This is a genomic window from Streptomyces sp. NPDC050549, assembly GCF_040655035.1.
GTDB lineage: Bacteria > Actinomycetota > Actinomycetes > Streptomycetales > Streptomycetaceae > Streptomyces.
The window spans coordinates 1-23,890 of the sequence record NZ_JBFAJD010000074.1 but is presented as its reverse complement, the minus strand read 5'-3'; the positions used below and the strand labels follow the sequence as shown (position 1 = coordinate 23,890).

The 23,890-nt window shown below is 69.8% G+C and carries 27 protein-coding genes and 2 pseudogenes; 14 read left to right on the top strand and 15 right to left on the bottom strand.

Annotated features, from left to right (window positions below):
* The first annotated feature begins 446 nt into the window (after positions 1-446).
* Together AB0I51_RS46765 and AB0I51_RS46760 are read left to right on the top strand one after the other, a co-directional pair.
* Positions 447-1,259, top strand: coding sequence for a hypothetical protein (locus AB0I51_RS46765; RefSeq protein WP_362985353.1), 813 nt, complete (start codon positions 447-449; stop codon positions 1,257-1,259).
* Positions 1,260-1,406: 147 nt separating this feature from the next.
* A complete protein-coding gene (locus AB0I51_RS46760) occupies positions 1,407-1,976 on the top strand; it encodes a hypothetical protein (RefSeq protein WP_362985351.1) in 570 nt (189 codons plus the stop codon).
* 10 nt (positions 1,977-1,986) lie between these two features.
* Here AB0I51_RS46760 and AB0I51_RS46755 read toward each other — a convergent pair whose 3' ends face one another.
* Positions 1,987-2,706 carry a DUF6262 family protein gene (locus AB0I51_RS46755; RefSeq protein WP_362985349.1) on the bottom strand — a complete coding sequence of 240 codons (720 nt, stop codon included), beginning with the start codon at positions 2,704-2,706 and terminating at the stop codon, positions 1,987-1,989.
* A gap of 170 nt (positions 2,707-2,876) precedes the next feature.
* On the opposite strand from AB0I51_RS46755, the gene AB0I51_RS46750 reads away from it, so the two are divergent.
* Entirely contained in the window at positions 2,877-3,449 is a 573-nt protein-coding gene (locus tag AB0I51_RS46750) for a DUF429 domain-containing protein (RefSeq protein ID WP_362985347.1), read from the top strand.
* Positions 3,450-3,767: 318 nt separating this feature from the next.
* Here AB0I51_RS46750 and AB0I51_RS46745 read toward each other — a convergent pair whose 3' ends face one another.
* Positions 3,768-4,397 (bottom strand): uracil-DNA glycosylase, encoded by a 630-nt coding sequence (locus AB0I51_RS46745; protein ID WP_362985345.1) that lies wholly within the window; start codon positions 4,395-4,397, stop codon positions 3,768-3,770.
* A gap of 242 nt (positions 4,398-4,639) precedes the next feature.
* The gene (locus AB0I51_RS46740; protein WP_362985343.1) at positions 4,640-4,846 is read right to left on the bottom strand and encodes a three-helix bundle dimerization domain-containing protein; all 207 of its coding nucleotides are present in this window, start codon (positions 4,844-4,846) and stop codon (positions 4,640-4,642) included.
* 161 nt (positions 4,847-5,007) lie between these two features.
* On the opposite strand from AB0I51_RS46740, the gene AB0I51_RS46735 reads away from it, so the two are divergent.
* The gene (locus AB0I51_RS46735; RefSeq protein WP_362985341.1) at positions 5,008-6,465 is read left to right on the top strand and encodes an MFS transporter; all 1,458 of its coding nucleotides are present in this window, start codon (positions 5,008-5,010) and stop codon (positions 6,463-6,465) included.
* 25 nt (positions 6,466-6,490) lie between these two features.
* Positions 6,491-6,685 (top strand): hypothetical protein, encoded by a 195-nt coding sequence (locus tag AB0I51_RS46730; RefSeq protein WP_362985315.1) that lies wholly within the window; start codon positions 6,491-6,493, stop codon positions 6,683-6,685.
* Here AB0I51_RS46730 and AB0I51_RS46725 read toward each other — a convergent pair.
* Together AB0I51_RS46725 and lgt are read right to left on the bottom strand one after the other, a co-directional pair.
* Positions 6,640-7,476 (bottom strand): phosphatase PAP2 family protein, encoded by an 837-nt coding sequence (locus tag AB0I51_RS46725; protein WP_362985339.1) that lies wholly within the window; start codon positions 7,474-7,476, stop codon positions 6,640-6,642. The two genes, AB0I51_RS46730 and AB0I51_RS46725, sit on opposite strands and share 46 nt — an antisense overlap.
* Positions 7,473-8,357, bottom strand: coding sequence for a prolipoprotein diacylglyceryl transferase (gene lgt / locus AB0I51_RS46720; protein ID WP_362985337.1), 885 nt, complete (start codon positions 8,355-8,357; stop codon positions 7,473-7,475). The genes AB0I51_RS46725 and lgt overlap by 4 nt, the downstream gene beginning before the upstream one ends.
* 158 nt (positions 8,358-8,515) lie before the next feature.
* Here lgt and AB0I51_RS46715 point away from each other — a divergent pair, with 158 nt between their 5' ends.
* Complete coding sequence (locus AB0I51_RS46715; protein ID WP_362985335.1) at positions 8,516-9,031, top strand: MarR family transcriptional regulator; 516 nt, start codon at positions 8,516-8,518, stop codon at positions 9,029-9,031.
* Between the two features lie 271 nt (positions 9,032-9,302).
* Here AB0I51_RS46715 and AB0I51_RS46710 read toward each other — a convergent pair whose 3' ends face one another.
* Positions 9,303-9,464 (bottom strand): hypothetical protein, encoded by a 162-nt coding sequence (locus tag AB0I51_RS46710; RefSeq protein ID WP_362985333.1) that lies wholly within the window; start codon positions 9,462-9,464, stop codon positions 9,303-9,305.
* A 14-nt stretch (positions 9,465-9,478) separates the two neighbouring features.
* Complete coding sequence (locus AB0I51_RS46705) at positions 9,479-10,966, bottom strand: penicillin-binding transpeptidase domain-containing protein (RefSeq protein WP_362985331.1); 1,488 nt, start codon at positions 10,964-10,966, stop codon at positions 9,479-9,481.
* Between the two features lie 178 nt (positions 10,967-11,144).
* Between AB0I51_RS46705 and AB0I51_RS46700 the strand changes: the two are divergent.
* Positions 11,145-11,252: pseudogene (locus AB0I51_RS46700) on the top strand (undecaprenyl-diphosphate phosphatase); the annotation flags it as partial.
* A 46-nt stretch (positions 11,253-11,298) separates the two neighbouring features.
* Complete coding sequence (locus tag AB0I51_RS46695) at positions 11,299-11,604, top strand: undecaprenyl-diphosphate phosphatase (protein WP_362985329.1); 306 nt, start codon at positions 11,299-11,301, stop codon at positions 11,602-11,604.
* A gap of 201 nt (positions 11,605-11,805) precedes the next feature.
* Here the strand turns inward: AB0I51_RS46695 and AB0I51_RS46690 are convergent, their stop codons facing one another.
* Positions 11,806-12,957, bottom strand: coding sequence for a cation:proton antiporter (locus AB0I51_RS46690; RefSeq protein ID WP_362985327.1), 1,152 nt, complete (start codon positions 12,955-12,957; stop codon positions 11,806-11,808).
* 901 nt (positions 12,958-13,858) lie between these two features.
* On the opposite strand from AB0I51_RS46690, the gene AB0I51_RS46685 reads away from it, so the two are divergent.
* Together AB0I51_RS46685 and AB0I51_RS46680 are read left to right on the top strand one after the other, a co-directional pair.
* A complete protein-coding gene (locus AB0I51_RS46685; protein WP_362985325.1) occupies positions 13,859-14,203 on the top strand; it encodes a hypothetical protein in 345 nt (114 codons plus the stop codon).
* Between the two features lie 9 nt (positions 14,204-14,212).
* Entirely contained in the window at positions 14,213-14,380 is a 168-nt protein-coding gene (locus AB0I51_RS46680) for a hypothetical protein (RefSeq protein WP_362985323.1), read from the top strand.
* 222 nt (positions 14,381-14,602) lie between these two features.
* Here the strand turns inward: AB0I51_RS46680 and AB0I51_RS46675 are convergent, their stop codons facing one another.
* Positions 14,603-15,064: a transposase family protein gene (locus tag AB0I51_RS46675; protein WP_362985321.1), complete on the bottom strand. Its 462-nt coding sequence runs from the start codon at positions 15,062-15,064 to the stop codon at positions 14,603-14,605.
* 255 nt (positions 15,065-15,319) lie between these two features.
* On the opposite strand from AB0I51_RS46675, the gene AB0I51_RS46670 reads away from it, so the two are divergent.
* Complete coding sequence (locus AB0I51_RS46670; protein ID WP_362985319.1) at positions 15,320-16,162, top strand: phosphatase PAP2 family protein; 843 nt, start codon at positions 15,320-15,322, stop codon at positions 16,160-16,162.
* 137 nt (positions 16,163-16,299) lie between these two features.
* Here the strand turns inward: AB0I51_RS46670 and AB0I51_RS46665 are convergent, their stop codons facing one another.
* Positions 16,300-16,506: a three-helix bundle dimerization domain-containing protein gene (locus AB0I51_RS46665; RefSeq protein WP_362985317.1), complete on the bottom strand. Its 207-nt coding sequence runs from the start codon at positions 16,504-16,506 to the stop codon at positions 16,300-16,302.
* Positions 16,507-16,818: 312 nt separating this feature from the next.
* Between AB0I51_RS46665 and AB0I51_RS46660 the strand changes: the two genes are divergently transcribed.
* The gene (locus tag AB0I51_RS46660; RefSeq protein ID WP_362985315.1) at positions 16,819-17,013 is read left to right on the top strand and encodes a hypothetical protein; all 195 of its coding nucleotides are present in this window, start codon (positions 16,819-16,821) and stop codon (positions 17,011-17,013) included.
* On the opposite strand, the pseudogene AB0I51_RS46655 reads toward AB0I51_RS46660, so the two are convergent.
* Positions 16,968-17,309, bottom strand: a pseudogene (locus AB0I51_RS46655) (phosphatase PAP2 family protein); the annotation flags it as partial. The gene AB0I51_RS46660 and the pseudogene AB0I51_RS46655 sit on opposite strands and share 46 nt — an antisense overlap.
* Before the next feature lie 244 nt (positions 17,310-17,553).
* On the opposite strand from AB0I51_RS46655, the gene AB0I51_RS46650 reads away from it, so the two are divergent.
* Positions 17,554-18,966 carry an MFS transporter gene (locus AB0I51_RS46650; RefSeq protein ID WP_362985355.1) on the top strand — a complete coding sequence of 471 codons (1,413 nt, stop codon included), beginning with the start codon at positions 17,554-17,556 and terminating at the stop codon, positions 18,964-18,966.
* Between the two features lie 65 nt (positions 18,967-19,031).
* Here AB0I51_RS46650 and AB0I51_RS46645 read toward each other — a convergent pair whose 3' ends face one another.
* Positions 19,032-19,427 (bottom strand): hypothetical protein, encoded by a 396-nt coding sequence (locus AB0I51_RS46645; RefSeq protein ID WP_362985313.1) that lies wholly within the window; start codon positions 19,425-19,427, stop codon positions 19,032-19,034.
* On the opposite strand from AB0I51_RS46645, the gene AB0I51_RS46640 reads away from it, so the two are divergent.
* Positions 19,398-19,619 (top strand): MarR family winged helix-turn-helix transcriptional regulator, encoded by a 222-nt coding sequence (locus tag AB0I51_RS46640; RefSeq protein WP_362985312.1) that lies wholly within the window; start codon positions 19,398-19,400, stop codon positions 19,617-19,619. The two genes, AB0I51_RS46645 and AB0I51_RS46640, sit on opposite strands and share 30 nt — an antisense overlap.
* A gap of 245 nt (positions 19,620-19,864) precedes the next feature.
* Here the strand turns inward: AB0I51_RS46640 and AB0I51_RS46635 are convergent, their stop codons facing one another.
* The 3 genes from AB0I51_RS46635 to AB0I51_RS46625 all read right to left on the bottom strand — a co-directional run.
* Positions 19,865-21,226 carry a hypothetical protein gene (locus tag AB0I51_RS46635; RefSeq protein WP_362985310.1) on the bottom strand — a complete coding sequence of 454 codons (1,362 nt, stop codon included), beginning with the start codon at positions 21,224-21,226 and terminating at the stop codon, positions 19,865-19,867.
* Positions 21,227-21,258: 32 nt separating this feature from the next.
* Entirely contained in the window at positions 21,259-22,746 is a 1,488-nt protein-coding gene (locus AB0I51_RS46630; protein WP_362985309.1) for a penicillin-binding transpeptidase domain-containing protein, read from the bottom strand.
* A gap of 363 nt (positions 22,747-23,109) precedes the next feature.
* The coding region (locus AB0I51_RS46625) for a transposase (RefSeq protein ID WP_362985307.1) at positions 23,110-23,890 on the bottom strand (781 nt) is incomplete at its 5' end.

Sequence of the window (23,890 nt, the reverse complement as noted above, 5' to 3'; positions counted from 1 at the left end):
CAGGCCTCAGGAGCGGTTACGGATCACCGCATGCCGGTTCGCTCAAGACGTTCGCCAGCAGGATCAAGACCAACGTCTTACGACGCCATTAGGAGTGATCTGATGTCGCAGCGCCGGGAAAGATCCCGAGCGATACGCCTGATACCCACAGCGGTGATTGCCGCACTTCTCGCGACGGTCACAGCCATCGTGCCGGCCGAAGCCGCTTCGCCTGCCGCGATACAGCACGCCGCGGCCCAAGCCCAGAACGACGGGGACGCGCAGGAGCAGTTGAGGTCGCACGTGACCTCTGGGTCCGACCGCCCCACCGCCAAACCCGAGCGGAAGCAGGCCCTGGCCGCCGCGCCGGAAACGTGTACCGAGCCGAACGCCGAGGGAACCTCGGTGTGTGTGCAGGAAACCAAGCCAGTTGACCTTCCTGAGCGCCTGGCACCGGCGAAGCCGACATGGTCGTCATCAGCTACAGCTACAGCTACAGCTACAGCGACGCCGGACTGCCCACGTTCGCCCACCAGCTCGAGCTCTCAATGTACGGCGGATGGGGAGACGCCCAGAAAGCCTCCGTCGACGGGCAGGCGACCCTGAGCGGGTCCTGCACACTGGAGAGCTCCTCGTTCCCGGCACAGCCGCTGCTGCCCCTGAACTCCTGGCGGTCGGGCGAGGCATTCTTCGACACCACCGCCACGGCGGCCGGTGCCATCGGTAACTGCGCCACGTACTGGTACCTCACCTTCACCAACGCGGGATACCCCGCGGCCGTCACCTCCTACGACCTCAACAAGTTCCGTTGCGACAACGCCACCGCCGGACGAGCCAACGTCGGCTGCGTGGTGCCCTGGTACGCCTCAGAACTTGTCTACAGCAGCGCCTCCTACCCGTCCCTCGCCTCCCACGTTCAGCGCGCCCAGGCATCGGGACTCCCCGGCGCCACGTTCGCGAACCCGCTGACCAGGACCGAAGATGACACGATCATCAACACGAACCGTCAGATGGCCTGCGGAGACGCCCCCAGCATCACGGGCCTGAGCTGCGACGAATACCCCATCGCACGCTCCCGTGAAGGACTGTCCTCCGGTGGCACACGCCGCACCTTCGACGGATGCCAGATGCCCAATGTGTCCTCCGGGACGGGGCCGACCGGCGTCAGCGTGTGCATGATCACGGCCACCGAGAACAACGCCCAGGGCGGCCTGAACACCCAGTTCTTCCGAGCTGAGCGTATCCTTGACGGAGACCCCTTCAGAGTCACTGTTTCCTGACGCACCGTGCGGGTGCCGAGGGAAACCGAGGCATCCGCACCCGCGCAGTACGGTAGTGCCGTTCCGGGACGGCCCACGCACTGCCCGCCCCCGTGCAAACCATGGCAGGCTTGCGCCCGGAGCGATGACGTACCAGCCGGGAGAGACATGGCCACCGCACACAACGTGTACGTCCCGGAAGGCACTTTCGGTGTCCTCGACGCTGGAGAAGTCCCTGTCCAGGCGGCGGACTGGAGCAACGGACTTGCCGTCCCCATGTCCGAGGGGGCTCTCATCGTCACGGGAATCCACACCGGCGCGATCCGGGCCACGGCAACCGCTCTGACCGGTCCGCCGGCTGCGTCGACGGACGCCTCCTGGGAAGAGATCGTGGAAGTGAGCGTGAACGTCCCCACGGGCTTCCTCCGGGTCGAGTCCCTCGAACAGGGCCCGGTCGACGGACTTGCCCCCCTTAGCCCGGCGGGCCCTGGCTGGTACCGGCTGCGCGTTCACGCGCGAGGCCGCAGCATCCTTCCGGACAAGGTCAGCACCGAGCCGGTGGAGGACTACCTCTTGGTGACATGGCCGGCGCCGCAGTCCGACGCAGACATCATCCGCAGCAGCGACCGCATCGACCACGCCCTCGCTCACGCCCCCGACATGCCCAAACCGCAGCAGCCCGCTCCTGCGCGGAGCCCGGAGCAGGAAGCCCTCCGCCGACGGTTGCTACGGGGGTAGACCGTTTCGCTCAGCAGAGCGGGTCGGCAAGGCGGGCTTCGAAATCGGCGATGCGCCGGTCCTGGAAGCGGAGGTTGGAACGAGCGGCTTTGAGCCGCTCGTCGAGGGGGCGGTTGTCGGCGGTCAGTTGGCGGACCCGCTGCTTGAGGGCGGCGTTCTCGGTCGTGCTCCGCTGCATGGCCTCCTCGGTCCACTCGGCCCCCAAGTTGCGTATCCGGCCGAGGAGTTCGCCGATGCGGGTGCGCTGCGCGAGGATCTCGGCGTGGGTGGCCTTAAGGGCGTCCTCGGTGTTCAGGGCGCGTTCGTGCCAGGTCGCCTCATGTTCGGCGTCCTGTTCAGCGAGCGTGCGGGATTGGTGTTCGCCGGCCTGAGCCATCGCTGCGGCGACCGCGGTTCTGGCCTCCACGTTGTCGTAGAGGATGGTGCGCGAGACGTCCGCTCGGCGGGCGATGGCGGCGACGCTGACCTGGGCTTTCTCATGTCGGAGCCGGGCGATGGCCTGGTGGACGCGCTCAAGGGCGGCGTCGGTCTTGCGGCGGCGGGCGGCGAGAGCCGCCGCGGCGCGGGGTTCAAAAACGGTGGCGGTGTTCTTGCGGCTTTCTGTTCGGGGGCGTCGCCGTCGGCTGTGCATGCATCGCTGTGCCCGTTCCGCTCGTCGCTGCGACCGCCGCCCGTCCTTCCGCTCGATCTGCTGGACCCTCAAGTCCCCGACCATCACATGCCGTGCCACTCGTCCTCCGTACCGACTCCAGAACATGACAGACGTCCCGGACATGGTCGGTAAGCAAGCCCGGGACGACCTGGTCACAGCCCTAGACGGACATCACGGGCAGGACTACCTGCGGTCGGTAAACGGACGGCGCGTACGCGGGCAGCCTGGTGGATAGTCGGCTCGACAGCTTGATTGAGCGTGCCGTCGGCGCGCGGGTGATCGCGGTGGACATGCCGCTCGGGCTCGTCGAGCAGGGCTGGCGTGCCGCGGATCTGGCGGCCAAGGCCCTGCTCGGTGTGCGGCGCAGCAGTGTCTTTCTCATCGCGCCGAGGCCGGTGTGGCAGGAACGCGACTTCGTGGCGGCTGCGGACCGGTGTCAGGAGCTCACCGGTAACCGGTTGAGCCAGCAGGCGTGGGCGCTGGCCCCGAAGCTGCTTGAGGCTCGGGCATGCTGGCTGGCCGATGAACGGATCCACGAGGTGCACCCCGAGGTGTGCTTCTCCGCCCTGGCGGACGGGATTCCGCCGGCTTACGCGAAGAAGACCTGGCGGGGGCAGCACCTGCGCCGCTCCCTGTTGGCCGGGGCCGGGATCGTCCTCCCGGACGTGCTCGGTGAGGCGGATCGCGTTCCTGCGGACGACGTTCTCGACGCTGCCGGCGCTGCCTGGTCGGCGTACCGGATCGCACGGAGGACCTCGGACCGGGTTCCCGAGGTGCCCCAACTGGACGTGGAAGGCCGCGCCGTCGAGATTCCGTTCTGACCGGCGTCGGACGTCGACGCCTCTGGCAGCGCCCTGGGAAAACATGGGGTGCCGAACGACCCGCTCGTCCCGCTTGCGATGACGGTCACCTACGCCGGGCGGGTGCGGCGATGTCCGGCCCCGGGGGCAGGATTCGCCGTCGCCGCTTCGCGGGCCTGTCCCATCCGCGGGAGGCGGACAGGACCCGTTCGCGGGTGACGTGGGCGGGCGCGCAGACCACGTACTCCGTGTCACTCGTCCGCCGACATGAGTAGTGATCCTCATCCGGGAGGCCGGCGACGGTGAGGCGTTGGCGCCGCCGGGTTGCCGCTGTGCCCGCTACCGCTGGAGTGCTTGCGCCACCTGCTGGTAAGGGTCGTGGCGCTGTTGTTCCCGGGCCGCCCGGATGGCAGGGTCCGGAGACCACAGTGCCTGCCGGCCGGGATGATAGGTGCTGACGACCTCGTACCGTGCCTCCTGCGCGAGTTGGGGGTGGGTCTTCTCCAGTCGTCGCCAGCCGTCCTGGGCGTCGACTCCTTGCAGCAGGACGACTTCGAGGCGGGGGAGCAGGCCGAGGAGGCGGGCCAGAACCGTGACGCCGGCCTTGCGTTCCTCGGCGTTGGGAGCGCGGTTGATGTACCAGGGGTAGGCGTTCCAGGGGGTGGTGTCGCGGGCGTCTATGCCCGCTTCGGCAAAGCCGGTGCACTGGCGTTCGGCCGTGGCATCGTCGTTTTCCACGCACAGGAAACCCGAACCGCTGCCGTCCTGGGTCTTGGGGCCTGGATCGCGCAGAATCGACAACACGCGTGCCTCGACGCCCCCGTGCCAGGGAGCCACGTGCGGCATCCAGCCGCGGCCGTCCTGGTCGCGCAGCTCATCGACCATCTCGTTGATGGTGCGGACGTGCGGCGCGTACCGGCCGCTCTCCTGCTCGTCACGGAACGCGTCGTCCGCCATACGTCTGACCACTTGGTCCTCCGGCCTTCGATGGGGCGGTTCTCGGTGGCCGCGCCCACTGGTACGGGTCTGAGGAGGCCGTGGGTGGACCGTCTGGTCGCGGTTCCGGGGCTGCGAGTGGCCCGATACGGCTCGGTCCAGAGGGTGCGTGGCCATCGTCGGTCGTGTGCCGACGGCCCGGGCGGCTGCCGGTGTGTGCGGGGAAGGCGGTGATCCGCGGCCACGTCACGGCGGAGTTTTCCCTGCGTTCTTCCTCAGCCGGTGGGCTCGCTGAGGGTGCGGCGTGCCTTGCGTTCCACGAGGACGGGTATGTGGGTTCGAATCGGGAGGGTGCTGAGGGACTCGCGGGCTTCGGCGACCGCGGCCTCGATCTCGTCGGGTGTGTGGCGATCGCTGAAGGAGGTCTTGAGCTGCTCGGTGACGCGCAGGATGGCGGCGTCCTCGTCGAGGTCAATCGGCACGGCTCCCCCTGATGTCAGGGCGTTTCGTCTGGGTGGGGAGGCCCGCGGCAGCGCCATGGACATTCCTCGCACCGTCATCTGGGCGGAGCGGGTGGCACTGCCGCGGAACCCGAGATGAAACGATAGCAAAACATTTCGGTGACCGATATATCATGAGGCGTATGGCCACCCGCATGAGTCCCCGCCCGTCCAGGAGGCGCTGGTCCGCCGTGCTCACCGCGGAGCGGGCTCGTCCGGAGGGGATACGGTCGCGGCCGAATGCCTGGTGGCTGGCGGTGGGCACGGTGTGCTTCGGGGCGTTCATGGGGCAGTTGGACGCGAGCATCGTGACGCTGACCTACGGCAGCCTGCGCACAGAGTTCCATACGTCGCTGGCGGCGGTGGAGTGGGTGTCGCTGGCCTATCTGATCACTCTGGTGGCGCTGCTGATTCCGGCCGGGCGGCTGGCCGACGCGCACGGCCGCAAGCTTCTGTACCTGTACGGGTTCGCGGTGTTCACGCTGGCGTCCGCCGCCTGCGGGCTGGCGCCGTCGCTGGGGGCCCTGGTGGGCTTCCGGATGGTGCAGGCGGCCGGGGCGGCACTGATGCAGGCCAACAGTGTGGCGCTGGTGACCACCAGCGCGCCGCGGGAGCGGATGCGCACGGCGTTGGGGGTGCAGGCCGCCGCGCAGGCGCTGGGCCTGGCGCTGGGGCCGACGGTGGGCGGGGTGCTGGTGTCGACGCTGGGCTGGCGCTGGGTGTTCGGGGTGAACGTGCCGGTCGGGCTCATCGCGCTGGTGGCCGGGCACTATCTGGTGCCGCGCACCCGGGCCCGTACCCGTGTGGCGGGCTTCGACTGGCAGGGGTTGTCCCTGCTGGCGGTGGCGACCACCAGTGTGCTGCTGGGTGTGTCGGCGGCCTCCGGGCTGCCGGTGCCCGGCTGGGGTGTGACCGTGCTGTTCGCCGTGGCCGCGGTGGCGGGCTGGGGCTTCGTCCGCCGGCAGCGCCGGGCCGCTACGCCGCTGCTGGACCTGGCCTTGTTGCGGGGGCGGGCGGTGGCGTTCGGACTGGTCGGAGCGCTGAGCGGGTACCTGGTGCTGTTCGGGCCGCTGGTGCTGGTGCCGGTCGTCCTCATGGCGCGGGGCACCTCGGCGTTGATGGCCGGGACGGTCCTGACGGCGCTGCCGGCCGGGTTCGCGCTGGCCGCGACCGGAGGTGACCGGCTGCTTCCGCGCTCCCTGGCCGACCGTAGGCGCTGTCTGGCCGGGGCCGGTGTCTTCGCCCTCGCCACGGCCGCACTGCTGGCCGTTCCGCTGACGATCGCCTGGCTGGTGCCGGTCCTGGCGCTGGCCGGGCTGGGGCTGGGCACCTTCACCCCGGCCAACAACACCATGATCATGGGGGCGATCCCAGCCCGCTCCTCCGGCACCGGTGGCGGCCTGGTCAATATGACCCGTGGTCTGGGCACCGCACTGGGCGTCGCCTTGGTCACGCTCGCCCTGCACCTGGCTGGCGACGGCGGAGTCCAGACGGGTGCCCGCAGGGCCGCCGCCGTCCTGGCGGTCGCTTCGGCCGTCGCGGTTGCGTCGGCCTGGCTGAGTCCGAGCGGTGAGTCGAAAGCCGCGCGGGAGACGCTGTGACGAGGTACGTGAAGGGTTCGCGAGGGTGACCCGGAACGCCGGCGAGTGGGTGTGGGACGCCTGGGTGACTGGTCTGGACGTCCTGGTTGCCGTGCTCGCGGTGATGGGTGCGGTGGTGTTGCAGGCGCGCTGGCTGGCCGCCGTCGCCGGGGTCTGGGCGGTGCTGGCGCTGCGTCAGGGCTGGCTGGCCGTGAGGGCGTTCCGCCGTAGAGCTGGGTAGGCGGGGCGGCCGGTGAGCAGCCGCTGGATCAGGAAGCCGGTCGCGAGGGTGGCTGCGCCGGCTGCCGCGTCGGTGACGAAGTGGTTGGCGGTGGCCAGGATGACGGTGAAGGTCGCCAGCGGGTAGCAGGCGCCCAGCACCCGGACCCAGGTGCGGCGGGCGAGGAAGGCCAGGGTGAGGCCGGACCAGGCGGACCAGATGATGTGCACCGAGGGCATGGCGGCGTACTGGTTGGAGAGGGAGGCAACGTCCCCGGAGGCCCACGATCCCCAGGTGTGGTGGACGACCACCGTGTCGATGAACCCGCGCCCGGCCAGGAACCGGGGCGGGGCCGTGGCCAGGAACGCGAAGCCGGCCAGTGCCAGCAGGGTGGCGGTATAGAGGGCGGTGCGCACCGCGCGGTAGCGGCCCGGGTGGCGGACGTACAGCCAGATCAGGACGCCGATGGTGACGACGAAGTGCAGGGTGGCGTAGTAGTAGTTCATGCCCACGATCAGCCAGCCGACCCGGTCGGCGGCGTGGTTGACGGTGAGTTCGATGTCCACGTGCAGCACCTGCTCGGCGTGCCAGATGGCGTGGGCGCGGTGCAGGGCGGCGGTGCGGTGGGCGGGTACAGCGTTGCGGGTGAGGGTGTAGGCCCAGTAGAGGAGCCCGGTGCAGGCCAGTTCCATCCACAGTCGGGGCCGGTCCAGGGGGCGCAGGCGGGCGGGCAGCAGCGGGCCGATGCGCCCTCCCGGACGCGGACGCGGGTGCTCGGAGGCGGCCGGCGACGTTTGGGTGGCCTCCGTCACGCCTTCTCCCGCGCGGACGCCTGGGCAGCCACCGGCTTGGCATCCGCACTGTCGGGGGCCGGGTACGGGGCGTCGTCGTCCGGACGCGGACGCCGGGAGACGATCAGGTATGCCAGCGCGCCGGTGAACAGGATGAGGGAGACGTAGTCGTTCAGGCGCAGGCCCAGGAAGTGGTTGGCGTGGTCGATGCGCAGCGCCTCGATCCAGGCCCGGCCGGTGGTGTAGGCCAGGACGTAGCAGGCGAACAGGCGTCCGCGCCGCAGCCGCTGGTGGTGGCGGGCGTCGAGCCACAGCAGCAGGGCCATCACGCCGAGGTCCCACAGCGACTCGTACAGGAACGTGGGGTGGTACAGGGCGACGGTGGGGGAGTCGGCGGGGCGGTTGGCCGGGTCGATGTACAGCGCCCACGGCAGATGGGTGGGGCCGCCGTACAGCTCCTGGTTGAAGTAGTTGCCCCACCGGCCCATCGCCTGGGCCAGCACCAGCCCCGGGGCGACGGCGTCGGCGAAGTCGGACAGCCTGATGCCGCGGCGGCGGCAGCCCAGCCAGGCGCCGACCGCACCCAGCGCCACCGCGCCGGGGATGCCCAGGCCGCCGTCCCAGATGAACAGGGCGTGCAGAGGCTGCTTGCCGGAGGCGAAGTACAGCTCCGGGTCGGTGATCACGTGGTAGAGACGGCCGCCGAGGATGCCGAACGGCACCGCCCAGATCGCGATGTCCGCGATGTCCTCGCGGCGCCCGCCCCGGGCCTCCCAGCGGCGGCCGGTGAGCCAGACGGCGGTGAAGATGCCGGCCAGGATGCACAGCGCGTACGCGCGGATCGGCAGCGGCCCGAGGTGCCACACTCCCTGCGAAGGACTGGGCAGGTACGCCACGTTCATCAGGTCGACCGTTCTCGCGTCATCCGGGACCCGGCCCGCGGCCGGAGTACCTGCACGACAATACATCGGACACCGAATCATTCGGAATCGGTACGGGCGTGGCGCCCACTCGGTGGACGGACGGTTATCCCCGGGCGCGATCCGACTACCCTTGCCGCATGTCTGCGCAGCCCGACTCCGAGGTCTCCCCGCCCCGTCCCGCCGGACAGGCGCCGGACGCACGCCTGCTCACCGAGGCCGTGACCCGGCTGCGCCGCGCGCTGCGCTCCTCGATCCGCACTGACTACCCGTGGGAGACCCTGCCCATGGCCCAGGTCGAACTGCTGCAGGTGCTCGGCGAGCACTCCCCGGCCCGTGTCAGCGACCTCGCCTCCCGTCAGCGTCTGGCCCCCAGTACTGTCAGCGGGCTGATCGGACAGATGATCACTGCGGGGCTGGTCGCGCGTGACGTCGACAAGGTCGACCGCCGCGCTTCCGTGGTCACGCTCACGGACGGCGGGCGTGAGCAGCTAGCCGCCTGGACCGCCGCCCACGAGCGTCGCATGGACGCCGCGCTCGCGGCCCTCGACGACGCCGAGCGCCGGGCGATCTCGGGCGCACTGCCGGCTCTCTTCCGGCTTGCGGAGAACCTCGGTGAGCCGGTCGGCGGCCTTGGAGGCGACGGGCTGCAGTAGACGCGCCGCGGAGCAGCCGAGCAGCCCGGTACAGGTACTGATGGCGGCGCGCGGTGGCATCCGTGGGGTCCGCGCTGATCGCCGGCGCACCCCTTGCCTCGGTGCTCTCCCGGCTCCGCGTGCGGTTGGCCGGCCCGGGGCGCCTGCGCTGGGCTTCACCGTCCAGGAGGTGCGCCGTTCCCGTGATCGGCTGCCGGGCCGAACCCGGGGGCTATCGGGCACCGGAGAGGTGTGTCCGTCCCGGTGGAAGGACCGCTGGCCCGACCGGGTGTCACTGCGGCGCGGTGAGCAGGTCCCGTACGACGTAGCCGGCGGAGCCGACGCCCGAACTGCCGCCTTCGACGAGGGAGGCGACGGCGAGGTCGTCGCTGTAGGCGGTGAGCCAGCCGTTGGTGCCGTTGCCCTCCTCCGCGGTGCCGGTCTTCGCGCCCACTCCGGATAGGGCGCTCAGGCGGCGCCCGCGGTACCGTCCGTGGCCACAGCGCGCATCATGCGCTGGAGGTAGCCCGCGGTGGTCGCTGACAGCGGGCGGGGCGCCGGGGTCTGCGGCTGGCCGGGCAGGATGACCGGCTGGTGGAAGGCGCCGTCGCGGACCGTGGCCGCCACCGAGGCCATCACCAGCGGGCTGGCCGTGACCTGGCCCTGGCCGATGAACTGGGCCGCCTTGTCCCCGCCCGACGGGGTTGCGGGGACGGACGGGTCGGTGGTCTGCACGCCCCCGCCGATCGACCAGCTGCCGAACCCGAACATGTCGTGTGCCTCGTCGTGCAGGTCGTCGGCGCCGTCACCGCCGTGGACGAGGTGGTCGAACCCTTCCTTGACGAAGGCGGTGTTGCAGGACTCGGCGAACGCCTGCAGCAGCGTGGCGTTCGGGTTGGCCGGCACGTCCGCCTCGTTGTGGAACACCTGGCCGGACGCGGCCTGCGTCTTGAGGCAGGGAGCCGTACTGTCGGGCGTCAGGCCCGCCCGGTCGAACAGCGCCGCCGACGTGATGATCTTCATGGTGGAGCCGGGCGCCTTGGCCGCGTTGATGGCGATGTTCCCGTCCGGGCCGTCGTAGGCGACGGCGCGGATGTGGCCGTTGCGGCGGTCGAGTGCGACCACTCCGGCCGGCTTGCCGTCCACCTGCTGGTCGTGCACCGCCTTTTCGGCCGCCGCATGCAGAGCGGCGTCGATGGTGGTGCGCACGGACGCGGCTGCCGGCTCCTTGAAGACCTTGAGGGTGGCAACGGTGGCCCCGGCGGCGTTCACGATCGTCACGCCGCTGCCGCTCCGGCTCTTCGTGGTGGCCGCCGCGTGCGCTCCGATGGTGGACATGATGGCCGCGAGAGAGGGGAACCACTCACCCGTCAGCCGCGTCCTGCCGTCCCGCGCGAGCACCCGTACCTGCGAAGCCGGTGGCGTGAGCGGGCCCAGGCGCAGGCTCTGTCCGGCTCCGAGCCTGGGCTGGAGGACCGAGGGCGACCAGCGCACCGCCTGCTGCCCGGCGGCGTCCTGCACCACGTCGAGCGCCCCGGGATACGACCACGTACCCGCCGCAAGCCGGGCCGTGGCCGTGAAGGTCACCCGCACTGCGTTGCCGCGCAGCGGGTCGACTCCGGTCGTGGCGACGTCGCTGAAAGCAAGTGAGCGCAGCTGCACCCCGTCGTGGTACGAGCCCAGTGCCTGCCGCGCGTCCTTCGGCGCGTCCGTCTCGCCAGCCGCTGCCGTGTAGTGGGCGGGTCCCGCCGCCCAGTCCTTCAGGAAGCCTCGCGCGAACGTCCCGGCCTTCGCCGCAGGTGGTGGTGTGCTCGACTCCGCCGCGGGAGTCACGGTTCTCCGCCTCCCGCCCGACGGCCGACTCTGGCCGTGCGCGATGTCGTAGGCGCCGAACCCTCCCAGGCCCAGCGCGACCGCGCAGGCGCCTACGATGCCGGTCTTCGCCGCCCTGTTCACGGTCAGCCCCCGGCTGATGGCACCAGTTCGCTCAGCTTTCCGGTGCTTCATCCGCGACCGCCCCGGCCGGGTCGAGCCGCATGGCGCGAGGCGTGCGGAAGGGGGGAGACAGGACGGTCCCCATCGGGAGTGCTGCCGGGGGCCGGTGCGGGACGCGGGGATGGTAATGCGGTAGGCCATGGCGATCGGCGCCGCCCCGATCCTTGCCCTGCTCCCCGGGATCAGCCGCTCGGGCTCCACCATCAGCGCGGGAATCTTCCGCAGCCTGAACCACGAGGACTTCGCCCACTTCGCCTTCCTGCTTGCCACCCCGGTGATCGGCGCTGCTCAAATTGCCTCCGCTGCTGGGAGCCGAAGGCAACGGTCTGCGCGGCCCGCTCCTGGTGGGCAGCATCGCCGCCTTCATCGCGGCCTACCTCGCCATCCGCTGCCTGGTCAGGTACTTCGAGAACCGCACCCTCGTCCCGTTCGCCGTCTACTGCGCCCTGGCAGGGCTCGGCGGCCTGGCCTACCTCGCCATCGGGGGACCGGACGATCCGGGCGACAGCGTCGCAGGGCAGGGCGAGATTGGCGGAGCGCCGCCGACACACCCGCCATGGGTTGTGGCCGGGGTTCTGCGAAGGTATCGACCCGATTAGGGTGAACTAGCTGAAAAGGTACGAAAATTGTGATTCGCCGACAAGACGGACAATCGTGCGGCCGCCGGCCGCCGGCCGGCGCGAGCACCCCACTCGTCATTCACACCGGACCGCGCTCATTGATCACGACTGAAGACAAGCCCTAATGGTGGCGCTTGTCATCATTGGTCGGCCTCGGACCCTGACCGCATCGGCACTGGGCTACTGGTTCGTGGCCGGGACGTTCGTCGGCAAGGCGCGGGCGGCCAGGATGCCCGCGCCGACCGCCGCTCCGATGGTCACCAGCGCTGCGAGCATCAGTGCGGCGGCTTCGCCGGGCTTGAGCACGTGCAATTGAGAGCCGAGTGTCGCGGCGGCCACGGGCACGCCCAGTTGCGCCGCCGAGAGCGTGCCGAGCGAGGTGGGCTGGCCGGTCAGTCGCATCGCGGCGTGGATGGCAACCGCGGCAGTCCCCAGTAGCAGCCCGAGCAGGATGAACGAGGGGTGCCGGCCGAGCTGGCTCAGGTCGAGTGAGGCACCGAGCCACAGGAAAAACAGCGGACCGAAGAACCCTTCCGTTACCGCGAAGAGTTGGCGGGCCAGTCGCCGCGGTTCTCCGATGGCCGCCACCACGAGCCCGAAACAGAACCCCGCCAGCATGATCGAGACGTGCGTGCGCACCGCCACAGCCGCGAGAGCGAAGACGATCGTCAGGCTGATTCGCAGTTCAAGGGCCCACTTGCGATTTTGTGACAGCCGGTGCAGGCGCCGCCGACGTCCTGTCCGCTCGAAATGACGCAGGACCACGAAGCAGACGGCCGCACAGGCCGTCAGGGCCAGCGCCCCCAGCGCCGCGCGCCCGGCCCGCTGCGTCTCGATGACCAGGGGCAGCGCCACGATGCAGGCCGTGTCCGAGAACGCCACCTGCGGCAGCAGCTCCAGCACCGGCCTGCCCTGCAGTCGCAGCGAGTCGAGCATCGGCAGGATCAACGCGGCCGACGACGAGGCCAGCAGCACCGTGTACAAGGCGGCATGCCCGGTACCGAACAGCGCGGCGATCCCGAGGGCGAGCGGCACGGCCAGCACAGCCACGAAGAGTGCGCGAAGGGCCCCGATCCGCAATCCGGCACGCATACCGGGATCCCGGACTGGGACGTGCGACCCGGCGACGAACATCACCAGCGCGAAGCCGATGTCCGCGAGAAAGGCGAACGTCCCGTTGCCGGGCCGCAGATAGCCGACACTGCTCGGCCCTAGGACCACCCCTGCGGTCAGCTCGCCGACCACGACGGGCACGTGCCAGCGCTGCGGCAGCGCAAGCAGCGGGCCAATCAGCGCCGCGAGCGAGATCATCGCCAACGTCGCAAAATCCACATCGCACCTCTGACACGTCGGCCGACAGACCCCGGCCAGCCTGCCGCGTCCGGTCAGTATCGTCCCCCCAGCGGCAGGGGATTCCTGCCCCGACGCACGCGGCCTGCTGCCGTCAGGCGGATCACGATTGGGCGGGGGCGGGAGTGACCCCTCTGGATTCCGAACGACAATGCCGTGCCTCTGACACGAAAAGTTGAGTGAGTGTGCTGGTCGGGCCGTTGCCTCAGTAAGCCTCCGCCATCACGAAAAAGCAGGTCAAAGGGGCTGGTGTGACAGTTCTTCGACGTATTCGCACTACTTGTGGGCGGCAGACTGCGAAGTGGATCGTTGGTCACCTGACACCCAGTCACAGTTCAGGCCGCTTGATTACACGGCGTCCGCGTGGACTCTGAGGGGAGCCAGCCTCAACGAACGGTGCAGTTCCAGCCTGAAAATGTGGGACCAGGTACGGGTGCGCGCGACGAGGACGGAGGGGGTTTGCGCCATGGGTGCGGCGTTCAGTGCAGATGAGGCGATCGTGATTCGGCCAAGCCCGCGCCGAGTGCCCCGCTCTCCATGGTCCTCGAACTAGTGTTCCCGGCGTTGCCGGATCGACCGACCGGCAACGCAACGGGAGGGAACACCTATGCGCATAGCAAGACCCCTGTCCGTAATGGCTGTGGGCTTGGCCGCGGCCGCTGTTCTAGATTCCAGCACGTCGGCCTCGGCGGTGACGCAGGACGCCGCGGACAACCCGCACCCCTCAGTCGGGCATGTGATGGTGGACGGACACCGTGTGGTGACGGGGACCACCATCGGGGAGTGAGGCAAGACGACGAAGGGCAAGCTGTACTCCTTCACCTACAAGGCCGGTGACGTCAAACCCGCCGGGCCCGCCGCTCCGGCGGCGGCGAGCTGCTCGGTGTACATCTCCGACGTCTCGTTCCACGGGGCCGGCGCCGGGGCGTGGTTCCAGTGGGAGACCCCGCAGGCGTGCAGCGGCTCGTTCGGCTCGCAGAAGCTGCAGACACAGATGTGGCGCAGCTCGTGGAGCGGACCGCGCGGCTACAACAACTGGCACGGCACGGGACTGACCTCGAACAGCTTCATCGACTACGGATGGTCGACGGACTGCAACGACGGGGGCGGCACCTACACCTACTACCCTGTGATGCAGGGCTACGCCAGCGGGATCGGCTGGGGCCCCAAGACCCGCTCCGACAACGATCTGCGCAAAGGATGCGGGACCAGGTCTCCGAATCCGTAGGAGAGACGCATGGGCGAACAACCTCCCACCCGGTACTCGCCTGAAGGTGCGCCCCTGGGACGTACCGCGAACGACATCAGGTTCACCACCAGCTACTCCACCGAGACCCCACGGGCCCGCAAGCTGCGGTGGCTGATCAGGGACGTGCTTCGTCGGCCGGTGAAGAACAGCAGGTAAACCACTGTCCAGCGCCGAGCGTTACTGGGCCCTCTCCGCGGAACACCTCGTGGGGAGGGTCTACTGCCGTCGGGAGAAGTTCGTCGGCTCCGGTAGCAGCGGCGAAGGCCACGAGGTGCAAGGGGGGAGCACAGGCGTCCATAGCGTCGTCGTGTGGCTCGATGCGCTCGCCCGTGGCCCTCATTCGCTTCCAGTGGGATTCCTGCCAGGGCCGAGATGGGCTCAGCGGTTGACTTCGAGGTTCGTCAGGACGAGCGGGGCGCGCAGGAGTCCGGTCGCGCGGGCGGGGTCGGCGCGGAGTTTGGTGAGGATCCGCCAGTTCTTGAGGTGGGCGAAGCCGTGTTTGACGGGGACGCGTCCGGCGACCAGCACACGGTTCGCCTCCTTCTGCCCGGCGGTCAGCTTGCGGTAGCGGGCGGCCTTGAAGCAGGTGACGACGACCGGATCGTCGGGGTCGTCGGGCTTGTCCACGCCGAGGAAGCCCAGGTCGGCGAGCGCGCCGGAACCGGCCGCCTTCAGGTTTTCGACGAGATGGCCGTGGCGAGCGGCGGTAGCCTCGCGGTTGCGGCCGGGCCGGGCGACGGAGATCCAGATCAGCCGCCCCTTTTCGCGCGAGCGTGTTCGCAGGCCAAGGGGCCGTTCGGTCCCGATGCGCGGGCAAGTGGCGCAGCTGCACACGATCATCCGATACAACGCGGCTATCACAGGCGAACGGCCCGACGTACCGCGGCGACCGATCGAGTCCTTGCCGCTCTGCGGGGCGAACGAGCGGGGAAGGAACGGGTGCCAGCAGGGATCACTTCGGTCACCGATATATTTGGTCGGCGACGACTCCGGGCAATCACCTGCTCGGAGTCCGCATCACCCTCGGCGACACAGGGACTGACCACCACACAACCGTCGGCCCTCAGCCTCGGACAACCCTGGAGACACGTCCGGATGACGACCAGTGCCAGCGCGATACGCACCACAGCACACCGCGACCACCTCCGCTGGCGGACCGAACTACCCCTGCTCGCCGTCGTCTACGCCTTGTACTCCGGCGTGCGCCTGCTGGTCCGGGGTGAGGTCGGCGACGCCGTGAGGAACGGAGTGGACATCCTGCACTCCGAGCAACTGGTGCACCTGGACCCGGAGCACTGGCTCAACCGGCTCTTCGCCAACCACGCCCTCTTGGGCATACCCGCCGACTTCGCCTACGCGTCACTGCACTACATCGTCACACCGGCCGTCCTCATCTGGCTGTGGCGCCGCCACCCGGCGCACTACCGGGCGGCCCGCACCTGGCTGATGATCTCCACTCTGATCGGCCTGGTCGGCTTCACCGTGCTGCCCACCGCCCCGCCCCGGCTGTTGCACGGCGGGCACGGCTTCATCGACACCATGGCGCAGTACAGCTCCTACGGCTGGTGGGGAACCGACGCCAGCGCGCCACAGGGCCTGGGCCATCTCACCAACCAGTACGCGGCCATGCCGAGCCTGCACGTCGGCTGGTCGCTGTGGTGCGGACTCGTGCTCTTCCGCCGGGGACGCCACTGGCTGATACGCACGCTGGGGATTGCCTACCCGGTGGTGACCACACTCGTGGTACTGGGCACGGCCAACCACTATCTGCTGGACACAGTCGCCGGCGTCATGGTGATGGGCGTCGGCTTCGTGCTCGCCAAGCCAGTCCTTCGAACCGTCGACGCACTGCCCGTCCGCGGGCCCGCAGGCGAACGGGCCACCTCCGTCTCGGGGCGGGCTATGGAGGCAACGGCGGCCGGCAAGCCCCGGTCATGATTCGATCGCCCCACCGCCCTCACCTTGTGGTTCCGGCGTAATTGAGCAACCGCCAGGCGCGTCCAAACCGCCTTCAGCGCAATCGACTTCATGGGCCGCTGCAGCGCCTCTGTGTCGGTCTTGTCCGGCTGTTCTCCTCAGCGGGGGTGCTCACCGAGGATGCTGCGGGACTTGCGTTCCACAAGGATGGGCACGTAGGTCCGGATGGGCAGGGCTGTGAAGGCACGGCGGGCTTCGGCGACCGTGGCCTCGATCTCTTCGAGTGTATGGCTGCCGTGGCACCAGGCGTTGAGATGCTCCGTGACGCGCCGGATGGCAGCTTCTTCGTCCAGGTCGATCGACACGACTCCCCTGACGTTGGAGTTCTTCGTTTTCCTGGGAGGAAGGTCCGCGACAGCGCCATGGACATTCCGCGCATCTGTCCACCGGGCGGATCTGGCGGCGCCGCCGCGAAACGCGAGATGGGACGATAGCGAAATACTTCGGAGTCCCACATATCTTTGGGGTAGAGCTATCTGCACACGTCCCAGCTGTTCTGTGGGCCACCGCCGTGGCGGCTTCGGCCGTCGCGGTTGCGTCGGCCTGGCTGAGTCCGAGCGGTGAGTCGAAAGCCGCGCGGGAGACGCTGTGACGAGGTACGTGAAGGGTTCGCGAGGGTGACCCGGAACGCCGGCGAGTGGGTGTGGGACGCCTGGGTGACTGGTCTGGACGTCCTGGTTGCCGTGCTCGCGGTGATGGGTGCGGTGGTGTTGCAGGCGCGCTGGCTGGCCGCCGTCGCCGGGGTCTGGGCGGTGCTGGCGCTGCGTCAGGGCTGGCTGGCCGTGAGGGCGTTCCGCCGTAGAGCTGGGTAGGCGGGGCGGCCGGTGAGCAGCCGCTGGATCAGGAAGCCGGTCGCGAGGGTGGCTGCGCCGGCTGCCGCGTCGGTGACGAAGTGGTTGGCGGTGGCCAGGATGACGGTGAAGGTCGCCAGCGGGTAGCAGGCGCCCAGCACCCGGACCCAGGTGCGGCGGGCGAGGAAGGCCAGGGTGAGGCCGGACCAGGCGGACCAGATGATGTGCACCGAGGGCATGGCGGCGTACTGGTTGGAGAGGGAGGCAACGTCCCCGGAGGCCCACGATCCCCAGGTGTGGTGGACGACCACCGTGTCGGCCGCGCTGTCGGCCAGCCCGCTCCATCAGTGCCGTCTTCTCATCCCCAGCGTCCTTTCCCTTGCCGCGCAGAGGCCCCTAGCAGACGCGGGGTTCCCGGCCCCAGTACGCATCGGCTACAAAATAGTTTGGTAGCCGATGTAATATCGGAATGCAAGGTCTTCTGCCGGAGCGAAGGACGGAGGCATCGTGGGCAATGGCGAAGTCGGTACAGCCCCCATACCCACCCGGACCTGGTCGTCGCTGCTGATAGGGGAGCGGCCTCGGCCCCAGGCGATACGCAGCCGGCCCGGAGCGTGGTGGCTGGCGGTGGCGACGGTGTGCTTCGGCGCGTTCATGGGGCAGCTGGACGCCAGCATCGTCACTCTCACCTACGGCAGCCTGCGCAGCGAGTTCCGGACATCCTTTGCCGCGATCGAGTGGGTGTCGCTGGCGTATCTGCTCACCCTGGTCGCCCTCCTGATACCGGTCGGGCGGCTATCGGACGCGTACGGCCGCAAGCTGTTCTACCTCTACGGCTTCGTGGTCTTCACCGGCGCGTCGGCGGCCTGCGGCCTCGCTCCGTCCCTGGCCGCGCTCGTGGCCTTCCGGGTGGTGCAGGCGGTGGGCGCGGCGATGATGCAGGCCAACAGCGTCGCGCTGGTGACCACCAGTGCGCCGCGGGAGCGGATGCGGGCCGCGCTGGGTGTGCAGGCGGCGGCGCAGGCGGTGGGTCTGGCGCTGGGGCCGACGGTGGGCGGGGCGCTGGTGTCGGCGCTGGGCTGGCGGTGGGTGTTCTGGATCAACGTGCCGGTGGGGGTCGTGGCGCTGGTGGCCGGGCACTATCTGCTCCCGCGTACCCGCAGCCGTAACCGGGTGGCCTCGTTCGACTGGCCGGGGCTGGTTCTGCTGGCGGTGGCGACCACGAGCCTGTTGCTGGGTGTCTCGGCGGCGTCCGGGCTCGCGGTGCCGCCCTGGGCGGTCGTCGGCCTCTTTGTGCTTGCGGTGGCGGCGGGCTGGGCCTTCGTGCGCCGTCAGCAACGTGCGGCCGTTCCCCTGCTGGACCTGGGGCTGTTGCGGGTGCGGGCGGTGTCGTCAGGGCTGGCGGCGGCGCTGTGCGGGTACCTGGTGCTGTTCGGGCCGCTGGTGCTGGTGCCGCAGATCGTGGTGCGGACCGGGGGCTCGGAGCTGCTGGCAGGGGTAGTGCTGACCGCTCTGCCGGGCGGCTTCGCGCTCGCGGCCACAGGCGCGGGCCGCGTCCTGCCCCGCGCGGTCGGCGACCGGGCGCGCTGCCTGCTCGGGGTGGCGGTGTGCACGGGCACACTGGCCGCGATGCTCGTGCTTCCCGTCACGCCGGTGTGGCTGGCGGCGCAAATGGCCGTCCTCGGGATCGGGTTGGGGCTGTTCACCCCGGCCAACAACACCCTGGTGATGAGCGCGATACCGGCCAACTGTTCAGGCACCGGCGGCGGCCTGGTCAACATGACCCGCGGCCTGGGCACCGCCCTCGGCGTCGCCCTGATTACCCTCCAACTCCATCTGACCCACGGTCAAGGTGTCCGCGACCGTTGGGTCCAGTCCATCGCCATCCTGCTGGCCGCGGCGCTTGTCGCCACCGCTGCGGCGTGGCTGTCCCCGGCCGACGGCCCCCGCACACAGGCCACGTCACCGAAGTGACAGCACGGGAAAAGGCGTGATTCCGTGGGCAGGGGAAGAAGAGCCGGCCGAGGCCAGGAGCGGGTTCAGGGGCGGCTGAATGCGGCCATCGTGTTCCGGTGGACGGAGCGGAAGGGACCGGTCAGCCGGGCCAGCATCGAGGCGCCCAGCGCGACGGCCAGGGCCTGGTCGAGCGGGGCCTGCGTGGTCGCCAGGAAGGTCAGCAGTATCACTGGGCGGGCACGCGGCCCGACCGCAGGACGCTGCGGATGTCCCGGGTGCGCGGCGATGAGCTTGCAGCTGATGACGGCGACCAGGGCCCCGATGACGGGAAGCGGGAAGCGGGCGGCCGAGGCGCGCGTGATGCCCGTCTGCTCACCGAGGCCGTCACCCGGCTGCGCCGGGCCCTGCGCGCTTCGATAGGGACCGACTATCCGTGGGAAAATCTCCCCATGGCCCAGGTCGAACTGCTCCAGGCCCACGCTGAGCAGGCCCCGGCGCGCGTCAGCGACCTCGCCACGGTCCGGCCCCTGGCCCAGTCCACCGTCAGCGGCTGGATCGGCCAGATGATCACCGCTGGGCTCGTCACCCGTGAGGTCCACCCCACCGACCGCAGCGCCTCGGCGGTCGCCGTCACCGAGATGGGCCGCGCCCAGCTGGCCGCCTGGACCTGAGCCCACGAAGACCGGTTGGACGCCACACTCGGCAGGCTCGACGAAACGGACCGCACCGCCGTCAGGACCGCGCTGCCCGCCCTTTTCCGTCTCACCGAACATCCCGGCACCACGACCTGACCACCGGCGCCGACACCCTCGACGTCATCGAGGACGCAACGAAGCAGCCGGCACATCCGCAGGGGTACGACCACGGCACACCTCTGCTGCGGCCGGGCAGGACTCGCTTTGCGGACCGTCGATGCTCACCATGTCCAGCCGTGACCGCCGCTGTTGTGGCACAGGGCGAGGACGGCGGTCGTTACAGTGAGGTACGGGGTGAGGCGCCCTGGGCGGGACAGGGCCGCCAGTGCGCACGTCAGAGCCGTGTACCAGGGCATCGACCACGGTGCCGTGAGGACCCAGGCGAAGGCGAGCACGAACGGCACGGCGACGGCGGCGGGGGCGTCCGGCGGGACGCGGCGGCGAAGTCCCCATGCGAGCGCGAGCATCAGGACGGGCCAAAGGACGCTGACGATCGCGGCGGTGGCACGGCGGCCCAGCAAGGCGGTGCCGAAGTGGTCGAACACCGCCCACAGCGAAGGCGTGGACACCAGATGCGAGGCCGCGGAGAGCGGGGCGAGGGCGTGCGGGCCGTAGACGTCGTAGAGGGCCGCGAGCACCAGCGCGGCCGTGACTGCCTGTCGGACAGCCGAACGCCACCTGCCCGAGCGCAGCAGCGGCCAGGTCAGTCCGACGCCGAGCAGCGCGGCGCTGATTTTGACTCCGCAGGCCAGGCCGATCAGCCCTCCGACGGCCAGGTCGTGGTGCCACCTGGTGGCTCTGCGGGTGAGCTGGACCGCGCAGACGGCCAGGCAGGCGACGAGGGTGTCCAGATGCCCGCCCGCGACGAGCACACCGATCAGGAGCGGGTTGGCGATCCACAGCAGTCCGGCGCGAACCGGGTCCTCGGCAGTGCGTATCAGCAGGTAGCCGGTCGCCACGAACACGGCCGCGTTCGCGAGCATCAGCGCCCATATCGTCAGCCACGGCCGCTCACCGCCGACGGACGCCGCGCCGGCCTGCCACCACGTCGCCACCGGCCCGTACACCGACGGGGTGTTGCGCCATGCTTCGCCCACCAGATGGGCGTAGGCGCCTCCCAAGTGGGCGGGGGCCGTCACATAGGGGTCCCCGCCGAGGGCAGCAATCCGGCCGTACGCGGCGTAGCTGGCCGTGTCGGAGGAACCGACCGGGGTGAGGTTCGCGACGACGAGGGCGGCGAGCACGCCGGCCCGGAACAGGAGGTGCGCGTCCGGGCTCCAGCCCCGCCTGTGGGCGTGGAGCATGCCGAGCGTGCCAAGACAGGACAGCACGATGGCCGCGGAGGTGACCGCCTCGGAGAGCATGCCGGGCATGGCGGTCAGCCGGAACCACGGGATAGGTGCCCTGAGGGTGTTGTGGTTGGGTGCGCTCGCTCCGACCAACGCGAACAAGGCGATGCCTGCCGCCGACATCCCTACGGCTGCGGACGGGCGGCGCCACGCGCTGCCGATCAGGGCCGACCAGGATGCCGTGCGGATCCAGCGGGCCGGATACCCGCCCCAATCGCTGCTGTTGGTCGTCAAGGTCGCTCTCTGGCCGCTCGTTGCTCGCTGCTTCAGCTCGCGGCGAGTACGGCGGTGACGATCTTGCCCGCGAACTTGTAGCCCTCACCGCTGGCAGGCACCACCGCTGCCGCCGCCACATCCCCGCGGTAGGCGATGAACCAGCTGTTGGGCTTTTGCCGTCCGTCCACCTCCGCAGTCCCGGTCTTCGCGCCGACATCACCGCTCAGGCCGCCGATGACCGGCGCCGCCGTGCCCTGGCGTGCGGTCAGCTTCATGAGGTTGCGCAGGGCAGCGTCGACCGAGGCGCTCATCCGCCGCGGAGCCTGGGCGATCTGACGGTTGTCCACGGAGGCCGGCACGAGCACCGGCTGGTGGAACTCACCCGCTTTGGCGGTGGCGGCCACTGATGCCATGTCGAGCGGGCTGACGAGGACCTTGCCCTGTCCGATGTACGTCATGGCCTTGGAAGCGCCGCCGGTCATCGGCACGCTGCCGTCGAAGCTGGCCACGCCGGTGTTCCAGGTGAGGCCCAGCCCGAACACGTCGTGCGCCTGGTTCTCCACGGCTCCGTCGGGCAGCACCTTCGCCGTCGACATGAAGGCGGTGTTGCAGGATGCCTCGAAGTCCATGGCGAGATTGGCGTGGTCGATCTTCATCTTGTCCACGTTGTGGAAGGTGAGGCCGCCGTAGGAGAAGTACTGGGGGCAGTCCAGTGGCGTGCTGGGAGTGAAATTGCCGCTGTCCAGCAGGGTCGAGGCGGTGATCACCTTGAAGGTGGAGCCCGGCGCGTACGTGCCCTGGATCGCCTTGTTGAAGCCCTTGGCCGGTGTCATGGCGACGGCCAGCACGTCGCCGGTGCTGGGCTGGATGGCAACCACCGAGGCGTCCGGGCCCTGGGTCTTGACGGCCCTCTCGGCCTCGGCCTGCAGGTTCGCGTCGATCGTGGTGGGCAGCGGCTTGCCCGGCCTGCCCTGCGAGAGCACCCTGAGCACCGGCCCCGCGCTGCCGTCGGCGTTCTTGACGCGGATCTCGGTACCGGGTGTGCCCTGCATTTTGGCCCCGTACCGGGTCTGCAGTTGGCTGAGGATCCCGGTCAGTGACGGGTAGCGGGCGGTGGTCAGTTCGTTGCCGTCGCGGTCCACGGCCTTGACCGGCGGGGCACCGGTCGGTACGACCGCGACCGACTGGCCGGACGCCAGCTTGGGGTAGAGCACCGATGGTGCCCACTTGACCACGGCGTCGCCGCTGCTGTCGCGCACCACGGTCAGTGAGGAGTCGTAGGCCCACGTCGGCTTCTGCCCGGCATAATCCAGTTGCGTCCATATGGAAAAGGGGACCTGGAAGCCGGTCGGCTGCTTGCCGGTGAGTGTCAATGCGGTGACGTGCAAACCGCTCTTGAAGGAGGCGAGTTGGGCGCCCGCCTGTTTGACGTTGTCGGTGAGTGCTGCTGCCTTCGCCGTGTCCCCGGACTGCCAGGCGGTCAGGAACGCCTGGGCCGTGGCGCGCACTTCGTGCGGTGAGGGAGGGCTCGTGTTCACCGGCTGCGCCGTTCCCGCGCGCGTCGATGCCGTGTCATGGTCTGCCGGGCCCTGCTGTTTCACGGCATAGGCAAGGGTCGCCCCCAAGACGGCCACCGACACCGCACCACCGACGACTGCGGTCTTCGCCGCTTTCCGCACGCGCCCTCCTCCGGCCAGCCGACTGGTCGACACGACACTACATCGGGGACCGAATCTTTCGGATACCGGGGTAACGTGATCCTCGGCTTGGTGGTGTCCGACAGAGGGCACGGCGGCGGCCCCGATCCCAGTCGAGTTCGACGATGAAGGCCGGCGTCACCACGAGCTGGCAGTCATGCCGCCCAGGTCAGCTGGGCGGCACCGGGTTGGTTTGTGGGGTCTTCAAAGTTGAGCGGTGCGGAGGTGCCCACGGGCTCGGCGGGTGGTGACACAACGTGTGCGTAGTCGTTGGTTCGCAGCGTTGCGGAACCCGAAGGCGGCGCGGGCGACGAGCTTGATCACGCGGTTGATGCCCTCGCTTTTGGCGTTGCTGTGTCTGGTGTCGATGAACGCGGCGATCTCGTTCCACCAGCGGTCCACGGTGGCGGCGAGGGTACGCACTTCCGGGATGTCGGCGTCCGCGCACCAGGTGAGGAACTTGTAGCGGGCCTGGCCGATGCGGTGGCGGTCGGCGCCGGTGCGGGCCAGAGCAAGGAGGGTGCGCAGGCTTTCCTTGGCGATCCAGGCGGTCAGCAGCGTCTGTCCGATCTTCCCCTCGTCCAGCAGCGGGTTCCACATCGTCGCGAACTGCTCGTCGGTGAGGTCCTCGCGGTTGCGCAGCAGCCGCCTGCGAGCCTTCCATTCCGGGTCGGTGGCGCGTCCGCGTCGTCCGCGGATTTCGGCGGTGGTGCGGCGCCGCACCAGGGACAGCATCTTGTTGGCGAGCTGCACGACGTGGAAGTGGTCGACCACGAGGGTGGCGTGGGGCAGGCCGGTGCGCACGGCGGCGCGGTAGGTGGCCGACATGTTGATGGCGACGTGCCGGATGTTCTTGCGCCAGGTCAGGGGTGTGGTGGCGAGCCAGGCCAGCACGTCGGCGACAGTGCGGCCCTCGACCTGGCCGAGCAGCCCGCCGCGGCCGTGTGCGTCGACGAACCCGGTGTGCCACCGGTCCCTGGTCAGC